Raw genomic sequence first — 12,855 nt, forward strand, 5'->3', positions numbered from 1 at the left:
ATGAAAATAATAACATCCAGTATAACCATTATTTTACTTGTTTTTTCGTTCTCAGCTTGCAATAATAATTTGGACGAAATGTTATATACGGAAGTAACTGATGATCAATTAAGCTATACAAATGCTTATCAAGCTACCGGCATTCTTTACGCTAACATGCGCGAGTTTTTCGATCATCATAATTGGGCCGGTGTACAAGAAACCTCTTCCGATGAACTGGTAATGCCAGCTAATGCCTCGGGTTGGGACGATGGCGGTATATACAAACGTATCCATCTTCACACATGGAACTCGGAAAATGAGCAAATGAGTGCCATGTGGAATAGCTTTTACAAAGGTGTAATCAATGCCAACCGTATTATCAGTTTATTTGATGAGGATAAAATTCCCCTGAGCGATGGGTTGACAAAAGAAGGGATACTAGCTGAAGTACGGGTAATACGTGCTTTTTTTTACTGGCTCATCTGCGATAATTTTGGTGAAGCGCCGCTTGTAACGGCAGTTGATACGGAGCTACCTGCAAAAGTATCGAGGGCCGAACTCTTTCAATTCATTATTTCCGAAATAAACACTGCAATACCTGCCTTAAGCAAAGATAACAGTCAACAGTTCTACGGTCGGTTCAATAAATGGGCTGCAAAGGCCTTGCTAGCCAATGTGCTTCTTAATGCAGAAGTTTATAGCGGTACGTCGGCCTGGCAGGAATGCATACAACAATGTGATGATGTGATCACGTCTGGTAAATACAGTTTAAATGCCAACTTTAGGGATATATTTACCACAAACAATGAGCATTCACCCGAGATTATATTTGCCATTCCATTCGAAGAAACCGTTGGCGGTGGTTTTCTTTTTCATATGTTCTCTTGGCATGCTTCACTAAAAGCGAAAGCAAATATGCAAGCCACCCCTTGGGGTGCAGGCTCGGCCATGGCCGTACCGCAATTTATTGACACCTATGATCCTACTGACGAGCGTTTAGCAGATACTTGGTTGATGGGACCCCAATATGCCGCTGACGGCAAAACACCACTTCTCGGTGCATATGATCGGGCCGGTAAGCCCCTCGTATTTACGAAAGACATTCCAGATGGGTTATATACCGGTGAATCGGAAGGCTACCGCATGAATAAGTTCAGTGTAAAAATGGGTGCTATGTACAACCTTGACAATGACTTTCCTTTCTTTCGATATGCGGATATTCTGCTAATGAAGGCAGAATGTCTTTTGCGTAGTGGTAATTCAGATGAAGCAGCCACGCTCGTTAATCAGGTAAGAGCCAGGGCTTTTAAGAAGGATCCGCAAAAAGCGCTTATAACAGGTAACGAACTACAGCAGAACAGTCGTTACCATTATGGATATGTAGAAGATTACAACCTGGTAGATGAAGGGAATACAACACCTGTTCAATATGGTCGTATGTTAGACGAGCTTGGTTGGGAATTTGCTTGGGAAGGTCATCGTAGACGCGATATGATTCGCTTCAGTATCTTTACGCAGAAAAGTTGGTTGTCTCATAAGCCAAATGGTGATTACCGTATTACCTTTCCAATTCCACAACAAACTATTAATTCGAATCCAAATTTAACGCAAAATCAAGGGTACTAACAATTACGTTCTTTTATGACGATGAAAACAAAACCATTTATATGCTTTATCCTTCTTATTTTCGGCCTAGGCGTTGAAAGTAAAGCCCAGTTACAGAACCGCAGCCCGCTGCGTCCTAACCCTTATCTTGCGCTTCCCTTGGGCAACATACAGCCGCAAGGATGGTTAAAAGATCAGCTTCAACGTATGAAAACCGGACTTACCGGGCATCTGGATGAACGCTATCCACAAGTTGCGGGCCACCGGAACGGGTGGCTAGGAGGTGATGGAGATGCGTGGGAAAGAGGCCCTTATTGGATAGATGGTTTGCTTCCACTAGCCTATATTTTAAAGGACCAAGCACTTATCAACAAAGTGAAACCCTGGATAGAATGGACATTAAACAATCAACGCGAAGATGGTTATCTTGGGCCCAAACCCCTTTCAGTAAAACCACAACCAGAAGCAGGCATTCAAAAAGAGCCGGTAGAAGATTGGTGGCCCCGCATGGTTATGCTAAAAGTGTTGCAGCAATATTACAATGCTACCGCTGACAAACGGGTTATCAAAGCACTTAGCAACTATTTCAAGTATCAGCTTCAGGAGCTTCCCAAACACCCCCTGGATCAATGGACTTTTTGGGGAAACCGTCGAGGTGCCGATAATTTAATGGTGGTTTACTGGTTGTACAATATCACCGGTGAAAGTTTCTTATTGGATTTAGGTAATTTGATTTATCAGCAAACCTTCCCCTATACGAACGTATTCTCCAGCACGTACGATACAAAACAGGAAGGTGTCGGACATTTATATCCATACAACACCGGCAATACTTATCCCTTTAAGCAAGCGCTGATTGATAAGTTACATGTTGGACAGCTACAAAGTTTCCATTGCGTCAATCTTGCACAAGGTATTAAAACACCCATCATCTATTATCAACAGCATGCCGACTCCAATTATATAAAGGCGGTAAAAAAAGCATTTAATGATATTACTCTTTTTCATGGCCAGGCACAGGGTATGTATGGTGGCGATGAACCACTTCACGGCAACGCCCCGACACAAGGGATCGAATTTTGCTCTGTCGTTGAAATGCTCTTCTCGCTAGAATCGATGTTAACCATCACAGGCGACACAGATTTTGCTGATCAGCTTGAAAAAATAGCCTATAACGCCATGCCCACGCAAGCAACGGATGATTTTAATTATCGCCAGTATTTTCAAAGTGCCAATCAGGTGTTGATCTCCCGTGCCAAGCGCAATTTTTTTGAAGACGATGGACATCAAGGCACTGATCAATGTTATGGTTTGCTTACAGGTTACCCCTGTTGTACGGCAAATATGCACCAGGGCTGGCCTAAATTTGTACAAAATCTCTGGTATCAAACGGCCGATCAGGGGATAGCTGCTCTTCTCTATGGGCCTAGTGAAGTAGAAACCCGGGTGGCCAATGGACAAACGATCCGCATCACGGAAGATACGCACTACCCCTTCGACGAAAACATCGTTTTTACGGTACATAGTACACAGCCACTCTCCTTTCCATTCCATTTACGCATTCCGCACTGGGCAAAAAATGCACAGGTAAAAATCAACGGAGCAATTCAAGAAGAAATCCTAAAACCAGGAAGTATGGTAAAAATCAACCGCAATTGGAAAGATGGAGACCAGGTTACCCTGGTTTTACCCATGCATGTCGAGACTAGTCGTTGGGCAGAATTATCGGTTGCCGTAGCGCGTGGCCCATTAGTATACGCACTGAAAATCGAAGAAGATTGGCGCAAAGTAAGTGATGCCACCTATTTTGGAGATTTCTGGGAAGTACATCCAAAATCCGACTGGAATTATGGTTTAATAGAAAGCGCCGTCAACAATCCGGAAAATGGATTTGAAGTGGTAAAAAACAAGTCGAATGGACAATATCCCTGGAATTTAACCGGTGCACCGATCATCCTTAAAACCAAAGCAAAAAGGATTCCCGAATGGGGGCTATACAAACATATGGCAGGTCCGCTTCCCCACCAATTTTCGGCAGCGGAAGAGGAAGAAGTTCCCATTGTTTTAGTTCCTTATGGTTGCTCCACTTTACGAATTACCCAATTTCCCATCGTTAATTAAAAGAAAGACTTATGAAGAAAATGATCATCTATATCGGTATTTACCTTTCCTTAACAGGATATACCTTCGCCCAGGAAGGGGCTACGCTTATAAGACCCGTTAATTTTTCCAAGGTTGAAATAAACGATCAATTTTGGGCACCAAAAATCAAAACAGTCAGTACCGTAACAATTCCTGTTTGTATTGAACAGACCGAGGTAAAAACACCTCGCATCCGTAACTTTGAAAAGGTTGCACAACAAACCGGCGAAAAACATGAAGGTATTTATTACGATGATTCTGATGTATATAAAGCCTTGGAAGCCATTGCTTACTCGCTCAAAAACAATCCCGATCAACAATTGATACAAAAGGCAGACGCGTGGATCGATAAAATAGCCGCCGCGCAATTACCCGACGGTTACTTAAACACCTATTATACCCTTAACGGATTGGACAAGCGATGGACAGATATGGACATGCATGAAGATTATTGTGCCGGGCATCTCATTGAAGCGGCCATTGCTTATTATAATACCACCGGTAAAAAAAAGCTGCTCCAGGTAGCTACCCGCTTTGCGGATCATATAGATTCTACTTTTCGACAACAAAATCGTCCCTGGGTAAGTGGACATCAGGAAATTGAGCTCGCTTTGGTCAAGCTTTATCATACAACCAAAGAGGAACGTTACTTGCAATTGGCGGATTGGTTCCTTCAACAACGAGGACACGGTTACGGAAAGGGGCAAACTTGGGATCAGTGGAAAGATCCTGCACGTTGCCAAGATGCGATACCGCTAAAAGATCAGAAAGAAATTACGGGTCATGCAGTAAGGGCGATGTATCTATATACGGGCGCGGCCGATGTAGGTGCTGCAACCCAAAACAATGATTATATGCAGGCAATGCAAACGGTTTGGCAAGATGTTGTGTATCGCAACATGTATATCACCGGTGGCATCGGGTCAACGGCCAAAAACGAAGGCTTTAGTCAAGATTACGATCTTCCCAATGCGAGTGCCTACTGTGAGACCTGTGCTTCTGTAGGAATGGTCTTTTGGAATCAACGTATGAACTTCCTAACCGGTGAGGCCAAGTATGTTGACATACTCGAAAGAAGTCTGTATAATGGTGCATTAGATGGTCTTTCATACAGCGGTGACCGTTTTTTTTATGGAAATCCGCTTGCATCACGTGGTGGTTACGGCAGAAGTGAATGGTTTGGCACCGCGTGTTGCCCTTCCAACATCGCCCGTTTAGTAGCGTCTCTTGGTGACTACATTTATGCGCAATCAGACCGAGGGATCTGGGTAAATCTCTTTGTAGGTAGCCAAAGTACCATTTCTTTAGCCAATGGATCCGTCCATATATCGCAACAAACGGAATATCCTTGGCAAGGTGATGTTAACATCACCGTAACACCTGACAGGAAGAGCAAGTTTCCGCTTTATATTCGTATCCCGGGTTGGGCAACGGGACAACCTGTTCCAGGAAATGCCTATCGATTTTTAGATACCGGAGAGAACCAATACACCTTACAGGTTAATGGCAAAAACACCCCCTATCGTGTCGAAAAAGGCTATGCGATTATTGAGCGAACCTGGAATAAAAATGATGTAGTTAGCTTTCAATTACCGATGGACGTAAAAAAGATTGCTGCCAACGATCAAATAGCTGCTAATAAAAATCGTGTTGCCTTGCAACGTGGGCCGTTGGTTTATTGTGTCGAGCAAATTGATAACCAAGACGATGCTATGAACTTTATTGTACCTTCGAATTCGCAGTTCATAAGTACGTATCAAAAAGATCTATTAGGTGGCGTGGTTACCTTACAGGGCAAATTACCCGTGGCAACTCCATCGAGCGATGGGCGGTCGATTCAAGTAAAGGAACAAACGATCACCGCCATCCCCTACTTTTGCTGGGCCAACAGGGGCAATGGTGAAATGCAGGTATGGCTACCTACGCGCATCGAAAATATACATATAAATTCGAAAGCGCTTTAATGCAAACCAACTGTATTGATCGTTATTGAACTGTACTGTTCTGTTTTCAAAAGATTAAATTGTTTATGTTTGTCATCAGGCAACAGGCAGTACAGTTCCATGAAGTCGTATAAATTTGAAACGTTCACCCTTATCCATTGAAAAAAACATTCGTAAGGGCATTTACCGGGCCGGGCAAAAGTTGCCTTCGGTGCGCGACTTAAAAAAAATGCACCACCTAAGCACGACAACTGTACAACACGGTTATGAACGACTAATTAGTAAAGGCCTGGTCACCAGTATTCCAAAGTCAGGTTATTACGTCAGCGACCAAATCAAGATCTTGGCTCGAGCAAGCGAAGCAAGTAATTATCCAATAGTGCGTGATCCGGTATTTACCAGTAATCGCACCCTCATTAGCTCGGCAAAATTGACGCGGTCTGTATCCGAGTTTAATGTTGCCACCCCCGGTGATCTCTTAATCCCACAAAAGTTATTATTACGTACGATGCAACAGGTGATCCGAGACCAAGGGCTCGGTCTATTGCGTTATTACGATTCAAATGGTTCAGCAGATTTAAAGCATAAAATTATCAGCAATGCAGCCATTCACCGTACGTCTATTTCACCGGCAGAATTACTCATCACCGATGGCGCTTTACAGGCATTGTACATTGCTTTAAGCTCAGTCTGTGAAAAAAATGATATCATTGCCCTCGAAAGCCCCTGTGTCTTTTCTGTGCTTGAAGTTGCAAGAGTACTTAAATTACGGGTAATAGAAATTCCGTTTGCTGCTACAGTCGGATTTGACATCGATATTTTTCACCGAGCTTGTCTCAAAAACAACGTAAAGGCCCTTGTCATTACCCCTAACTTTCACAATCCCACTGGTGCGTTCATGACGAACGAACAAAAGCAGGGCCTGCTTTCCGTTGCACAACAACATGGAGCCATCATAATAGAGAACGACATTTATGGAGATCTTCCATTTAATGGAGAAAGACCAGCAACCATTAAGAGTTTTGATGAAAGTGGTTCGGTGATGACCTATTCTTCTTATGCAAAAACATTGGCTCCCGGAATTCGGTTAGGATGGTTATCTGCAGCGAACTTCATGCATCGCGCAGAACAGATAAAATTCGCTCTCGGAAGTACCGTCTCTCCCATTTATCAAGAAACGGTTAATCGCTTACTATCTAATACCAGTTACCAACGGCATATCCGTGCCTTTAGGACACAACTTGCAAAAAATGCACGTTTCACCATCAATCTATTAAATGAGTCTTTTCCAAAAGGAACGCAAATTAGTGTCCCACAAGGAGGATATAGTCTTTGGGTAAAACTGCCGAATCATATCAATATTGATCTATTTTATCGTAAATGTCAAGCAGCAGAAATCAGGTTCACTCCAGGGAGCACTTTTTCTTTTTCCAACGTTTTTGATCATTATTTTAGGGTTATTTTTTCGGATAAATACGCGCCCAAAAAAATCCAAGCAATCCAATCCATCGGAAGAGATCTTATTTGAATACTGTACCGAAAGTTCTTAACAGCTCTGTATCAACGATGTTATTAAAAGAGTATATACCTTCGGGTATTAAATTTTACGGATAAAACAAATGAGAATCGTCACCAAATTTACAGTAGGAACCGAGCAAGGTATAAATGATTTAATCGAATTAACAAGTACCATTGCCACTGAGAAGTTCAAACACTTATTAGACTCGTCTACACTTGAAAACTATATATCCGTTCATTTCAATGAAGAGGAATTAATCCGTGAAATAAACAGCCTTTCAAACCAATGGTTGATCGTATATGTAGAAGATAAGGCGGTTGGTTATGCCCGTTTAACTTCAAAAGGAGAAAGGCCAGCCCATCTGAGTCAACAAAGACTTATTAGAATCGCTGATTTTGGTGTGCTACCAAACTATCATGAGCAGACAGTAAAAAAATCATTATTGGACAAATGTGAATCAGTAGCAAAATCATATAAGCTCGCCTGGATCAATGAGTATTTAGAAAATCCCTTGCTCGGGTTTTTCGAAGCGAATGGTTTTTTTAGAGAAAAAGGCGTTTATCAAATGGAAGAATTACCATTAGCTTCAACGCATTTGATTAAGTATTTCCAATAAAACTTCAGGTCAGACTAATTCCGGAAGAAGTTGCCTATTGAACAAAGCGTAGAGCCGTTAACGTGCTGGCGCGACTATTGTTAAAATTTTAGAATCGGCATTTTCATGTCATGGTATAAAAGAACGGACCAATGTTCCTCATTCGCTTTTTTTTCCCATTCTTGACGAAGTGTCATCGCCCTTTTACCGTCATAATCACTCTTATATGCGATATGTAATTTTAAATAACCGCGTTGTGGTAAATTATCAGCTCCATAGAATATTACTTGATTTTGTTCCCGTATCCAAAAAACTTGATGAAAAGGTGTATGTCCACCTGTAACCTGATAAGATATTTCATTGCTCAACATGCCCGCATCTTCTTCCATAAAAACTAAGTTTGGCCATTCAGTTAACTGCTCCAACATGCGAAGATCATAAGAGGGCACTTCCTTTTGCTGCAACGCAAATGCCAGTTCACGTTTTTGCAGAAAAATCTTTGCTTCTGGAAAATTCGGTTTTAATTTGCCATTTTTTAGTTGGCCAAGTCCGTTTATATGGTCTTTGTGTAAATGCGAAAGGAGAATTTTTGTGATTGCAGTTGGCATTACCTGTTCATTTTTCAAGTTATGGTATATAGACGGTGTTCCTTCTTGATCAACCCGACCTAAACCTGCATCCAAAAGAATATGGTCGTCCCCGGCCATTACAAGGAAGGGATTGATCGCCATTTTAAGATCATTAGTAGGTGAAAATTCATTTAATTTGGTGAACTCCTTATTCTTACTGACACTGAAGTTCCCTTCCTTCAACGGTACAATGTTCATATAGTTAATTTAATCGCTATTTAGAAGATGCATGCAATCGTGTAATTCTCGATCTCCTAGCGACAAACATACTTATTTGCACGTAGAAGATCAATTTTCAATTGGCACATACCCTTAATTAGCCGGCCTTCAATTATCCTTACCAGAAGCTTAGACACAATACTCGTATTGCCAGATATCCTGCTATGGTCATCATCCTGATGAAGGAACGACAGTTGCCTTTAGGGAAGCTTTCTAGCGATCAAGTAGACCAAACATGCATTAACCTGTAAATCAAGCAAAAAAAGAGAATCTTCTTCAACGTAACATAGGGATAACATTTCCTTGTGTGTTTTTACTCAATTTTTCTCTATTTTTAACCAAAAAAATTTGGAGTTTAGTCTGAACGTGTTATTTTAGTCAACCAAAACGAGGATTTTATCTGTACAACGATTAAAAGATCATCCGTATTGTTAAGCCCGATAAAGAATATATGAAGACCTTTACAACACACCTTCAAGCAATTAACCCTGACACACTGGAATTGCAGCTATTTGCAGGTCCGAATATAGTAGCAAAAGATTGGGATGAAGCAGAGGATTATTGCTATAGAAATGGATTGGGCTATTTAGTTGTCGACGGCGAGCTGAGCGATCCCTTCATCGATAATTCGACAAAGTTAGCGCAGCACTTGACATTAAATTAACCGTTTTTATCTTTTCCTGACTCGTTACAAATCGGTTATCCATGGAAAATCGATGGATGTGTTAGGTGTTTTTGGTTAACGATCGTTAACCAAAAACACCTCACCATTCCCTTTGACTTCCCAAACGGTGATTGGATTGAAATGATAACCACCTCGGCTTTCCCTTGCAGCCACCAACTCCCGGTAGCTTGGTTGCCTATAACCAGTTTCGTCTATGGCCCGACTCATGATCAACGTTGGTTTTCCGTTCCAATGCCATAGATAACGAAAAGTTGTATGTGCTTTACTGAGAACCGGCTCCTGCAGCATGGCGTCCTGCCAAGACTTTCCTTCATCGACACTTACCTCCACGTTCTGTATCTTGCCTCTCCCACTCCAGGCAATTCCCCGGATTTCTATCCATCCCTTTGCCAGCTGTGATGGATAAGAGGGAAAGGTGATAATAGAACGGGCGTCCATTACAAAACTAAACTGTCGGATCTTTCCTTCAGCCACATTTTCAGTGTACTTTGAGGTCTCTTCACGTGTCATATAAGGTTGATCGGTTAGCTCAATTCGTCTTAACCACTTAATTTGAGTGTTGCCTTCCCAACCGGGCAATAGTAAACGCATTGGATAACCTTGTTCGGGTCGTATCGCTTCGCCATTCTGGGCATATACAACCATCGCATCGTCAAAGGCCTTTTCTACTGGAATACTGCGCGTCATTAACGCCGCATCACCTCCCTCAGCAACAAACCAAGTTGCCTTATTCTTGACACCTATTTCCCGAAATAGAGTCGATAGCATAACACCGGTCCATTCGCTTTGACTGGTCAATCCACAAATTTCCTGTGGTGTTAAGGTGGTCTTTCCTGTTCGAAAATTCCCGGAACATTCAATAAAACATGTACGTGTAAACGACGGAAAACGTTTAAGATCCTGTAGCGTAAAGGCCATTGGTTTTTCAACTAAGCCATGAAAAAACAGCTCATGCTTAGTCGGATCAATACGAGGTACTCCCGCATGGTCTCTTTCAAAATGTAGGTCAGCGGGCGTAATAGTACCATAAAGGTCTTGCAGGGGTGTTCGAGCAGATGTAAAAGAGGGTAGTTTGGCAGGTTTTTCAAAAACGGAACGTGTACCGAGTGTCCCGGGAGGCACTCCAAGTACTTTAGAAGGATCGACGGCTAGCGGATGAATGGATTCTGCCTTTTGTGTAACAGCATCAAGCGGTTCCTGAACCAGTACCAAACCAAGTGCTGCAACCCCCTTTAACATCTTTCGTCGATCCATTTTAAGATGAGCTAAGCTAGCGGGAACAGTTGTATCCACGGCCTTCTTTTTATTCTCTTTCATATTTCATCTAATAACTGGACCATCCTGCCGATCGTCCCGAACAAACTTATACTGATTAGGCATGCGTACCTTGGGCAAAGTAGTCGCATTGATTTGTAATGTATCAGCAATTAATGAATTGGCCGCCAATAAGTAAGCCGTCAGTTGATATACCTCCATATTCGTTAAGGAACCAGGTTCATTATAAGGCATTGCTCTTCGTATATAATCAAACAAAGTCGTCGCATAAGGCCAGTAATTTCCGATGGTTTTTTCTTTCACGTTGCGGTCGCCAACTAATCGATCATAAGGTCTTCCCTCACCTGCCTTTCCATGACAAGAAGCACATTTTTGATGATAAATCAGCACACCGTCTTTCGCCGTTCCTTTTCCTGCAGGCAATCCCGTACCATCAGGTGCTATATTAATCGCAAGTGGAGCAATTTCATTTTCTGTTATCACCCTTCCAAAAGCAAAGTTTTTTGGGTAATGTTCCTCACGTGGACGAATCGGCACATCCGCCCCCCCCTTCCTTTCTTGCTGCAACCTTTCCGTTGACGTTTGACAGGCCCACGACGTAGCAAATAGCAGTACGATGGCCCCATATATCTTATTTCTTACGGTCATAAGATCCTGCATCCAAGGTACTTCTTGTCAAAATATATGCGCGATCTTGACGCTTCAGAACCACTTTAATCGAATCCCTTGATTCATCCAAGCCCTCCAAGATCACCGATGAACCGTCATTATCCGTTGTATAATGCAAGATCATTTTATTTCGAATGATCGGCAGCGATGTTTTGGCAAAGTCTCTAGACCGCCTCGCTGTTGTACCTCGAGGATCAATCATGTGATCTTCATTTCCGATATGTTGCCAAGCCGTTGAACTTATCCAGTCAGCAGGATAAACATCCTCAACAGCCGTCTGCTTCGCTTCCTGTCTATTTGGATAGTCAGCCCCTCTTCGTCTTTTACCCGCAGGAAAATGCGCGGTGGCGGTATTTTTATCTTCCAGGTATAGTGTTTGTGTGGTTGTGTCTGCATAATAATGATAAACACGACGCCCTCCACCCACGCCCGCTATCTCGAAGGTACGATCAATATCGCGGATTGGATTTCCACCACCATTGGATAAATCAAGTGCTTGTGCTCGATTTACCTTAAAAGTTAAACTGCTCCACTTTTCGAAAGTTAAATCCTGCCATCGTAAAGAATCATTTGGATTGAAAGGAAGCAACTTACCGTTCAGGTAAAATTCTTCAACCTGGTAATAGCCTCGAAGTTTCGCAATACCGGGAGATGACGGTTGTTTATAAGGGTCATACCAAAAATTGAGCAATTGAACATAGAACAACACACCCAAAAACAAAATAAGAACCGTCGCTTTTAAGCCAATACGAACAACATATTGCCAAGTCTCTTGGAAGTTCGGATAATAATATTGCGGTATCGTTACTTGTTCCAAAATCATTAAGCGATAGATATCCGGCACATAGTAGCTTAGAATAAACAAGCCAAAGAGTACGAAATAAGAAGCATAGATATGCACGCCACCATCATAAGCAAAATTCACAAAGGTAATGCTGCCCAGTGCACCTACGAGTAATGCGGCACCGTAAAAAGTTGTTTTCCGAAAAAAAAGCAGGCTACCCGCCAACAATTCTACGATCCCGGCAAACACTTGATACCAAGGCACGATACCAATAGATAACCAATATATTTTCTGCTGTGTCAAATCCCCAAAATTGGTATTTAGTATACCCTCAGAAGGATAAGGCATTTGAACGGGTAGCACTTTCGTAAAAGCAAAACCGATAATACCGATTCCGGCACGATAACGCGCAATTACCATCAACCAGTAATACCATTTTCGATAATTCTGCGTCTTTTTGTCAATCACAGTCCAAAGCAAAGCCCCCACAAAGGCGAACAACAAAACAATGATCCAGTCTGCATAACCGTACCATTCAGGTAGCCATTTACCTAAAGTAGGAAAAGAAGGTTGAAACCGGGCGATATCATATAGGTCCCGATAGTGCAGGCTTGTCCAATCGATCGCAAATAAATCCGTATACCAACGGACATTCCAGGGAATGGACATCAGAACGAAAAATAAAAACAAGAGTCGGAAGCCGAATTTCCGTCCTTTATTCCAAGCATGACCGCTAAAGTCCGATGTGCTTTGGGAAGTTCCTTCTAAAACTGAAGAATGAATCGGTGAAATAATTGGTGAATCCATG

10 protein-coding genes are annotated in these 12,855 nt (G+C 42.2%); 6 read left to right on the plus strand and 4 right to left on the minus strand.

Annotated features, from left to right (window positions below):
- The 5 genes from RYH73_RS09690 (at position 1) to RYH73_RS09710 (ending at position 7,807) form a co-directional block, all read left to right on the plus strand.
- Entirely contained in the window at positions 1-1,608 is a 1,608-nt protein-coding gene (locus RYH73_RS09690) for a RagB/SusD family nutrient uptake outer membrane protein (protein ID WP_335313218.1), read from the plus strand.
- 21 nt (positions 1,609-1,629) lie between these two features.
- Positions 1,630-3,708, plus strand: coding sequence for a beta-L-arabinofuranosidase domain-containing protein (locus RYH73_RS09695; protein WP_335313219.1), 2,079 nt, complete (start codon positions 1,630-1,632; stop codon positions 3,706-3,708).
- An 11-nt stretch (positions 3,709-3,719) separates the two neighbouring features.
- Positions 3,720-5,693, plus strand: a complete 1,974-nt coding sequence (locus RYH73_RS09700) for a glycoside hydrolase family 127 protein (protein WP_335313220.1) — start codon at positions 3,720-3,722, stop codon at positions 5,691-5,693.
- A 115-nt stretch (positions 5,694-5,808) separates the two neighbouring features.
- Positions 5,809-7,200 (plus strand): aminotransferase-like domain-containing protein, encoded by a 1,392-nt coding sequence (locus tag RYH73_RS09705; RefSeq protein ID WP_335313221.1) that lies wholly within the window; start codon positions 5,809-5,811, stop codon positions 7,198-7,200.
- Positions 7,201-7,291: 91 nt separating this feature from the next.
- Positions 7,292-7,807: a GNAT family N-acetyltransferase gene (locus tag RYH73_RS09710; RefSeq protein WP_335313222.1), complete on the plus strand. Its 516-nt coding sequence runs from the start codon at positions 7,292-7,294 to the stop codon at positions 7,805-7,807.
- Positions 7,808-7,887: 80 nt separating this feature from the next.
- Here the strand turns inward: RYH73_RS09710 and RYH73_RS09715 are convergent, their stop codons facing one another.
- Positions 7,888-8,613: an MBL fold metallo-hydrolase gene (locus RYH73_RS09715; protein WP_335313223.1), complete on the minus strand. Its 726-nt coding sequence runs from the start codon at positions 8,611-8,613 to the stop codon at positions 7,888-7,890.
- 472 nt (positions 8,614-9,085) lie between these two features.
- Between RYH73_RS09715 and RYH73_RS09720 the strand changes: the two genes are divergently transcribed.
- Positions 9,086-9,298, plus strand: coding sequence for a hypothetical protein (locus tag RYH73_RS09720; protein ID WP_335313224.1), 213 nt, complete (start codon positions 9,086-9,088; stop codon positions 9,296-9,298).
- Between the two features lie 75 nt (positions 9,299-9,373).
- On the opposite strand, the gene soxC is transcribed toward RYH73_RS09720, so the two are convergent.
- Genes soxC through RYH73_RS09735 form a run of 3 tightly spaced genes read right to left on the minus strand, consistent with a single transcriptional unit; the run spans position 9,374 to position 12,854 of the window.
- Complete coding sequence (soxC, locus tag RYH73_RS09725) at positions 9,374-10,636, minus strand: sulfite dehydrogenase (RefSeq protein ID WP_335313225.1); 1,263 nt, start codon at positions 10,634-10,636, stop codon at positions 9,374-9,376.
- A gap of 3 nt (positions 10,637-10,639) precedes the next feature.
- On the minus strand, positions 10,640-11,254 hold the full coding sequence (locus RYH73_RS09730) for a c-type cytochrome (RefSeq protein WP_335313226.1): 615 nt from the start codon (positions 11,252-11,254) through the stop codon (positions 10,640-10,642).
- A complete protein-coding gene (locus RYH73_RS09735; RefSeq protein ID WP_335313227.1) occupies positions 11,226-12,854 on the minus strand; it encodes a hypothetical protein in 1,629 nt (542 codons plus the stop codon). Before RYH73_RS09735 ends, RYH73_RS09730 begins: the two co-directional genes overlap by 29 nt.
- Position 12,855 lies beyond the last annotated feature (1 nt).

Source organism: Olivibacter sp. CPCC 100613 (assembly GCF_036959255.1).
In the GTDB taxonomy this organism is placed as follows: Bacteria; Bacteroidota; Bacteroidia; order Sphingobacteriales; family Sphingobacteriaceae; genus Olivibacter.

Coding starts and splice junctions, on each gene's coding strand:
- RYH73_RS09690 (WP_335313218.1), top strand. CDS start 1: ATGAAAATAATAACATCCAGTATAACCATTATTTTACTTGTTTTTTCG.
- RYH73_RS09695 (WP_335313219.1), top strand. CDS start 1,630: ATGAAAACAAAACCATTTATATGCTTTATCCTTCTTATTTTCGGCCTA.
- RYH73_RS09700 (WP_335313220.1), top strand. CDS start 3,720: ATGAAGAAAATGATCATCTATATCGGTATTTACCTTTCCTTAACAGGA.
- RYH73_RS09710 (WP_335313222.1), top strand. CDS start 7,292: ATGAGAATCGTCACCAAATTTACAGTAGGAACCGAGCAAGGTATAAAT.
- RYH73_RS09715 (WP_335313223.1), bottom strand. CDS start 8,613: ATGAACATTGTACCGTTGAAGGAAGGGAACTTCAGTGTCAGTAAGAAT.
- RYH73_RS09720 (WP_335313224.1), top strand. CDS start 9,086: ATGAAGACCTTTACAACACACCTTCAAGCAATTAACCCTGACACACTG.
- soxC (WP_335313225.1), bottom strand. CDS start 10,636: ATGAAAGAGAATAAAAAGAAGGCCGTGGATACAACTGTTCCCGCTAGC.
- RYH73_RS09730 (WP_335313226.1), bottom strand. CDS start 11,254: ATGCAGGATCTTATGACCGTAAGAAATAAGATATATGGGGCCATCGTA.
- RYH73_RS09735 (WP_335313227.1), bottom strand. CDS start 12,854: ATGGATTCACCAATTATTTCACCGATTCATTCTTCAGTTTTAGAAGGA.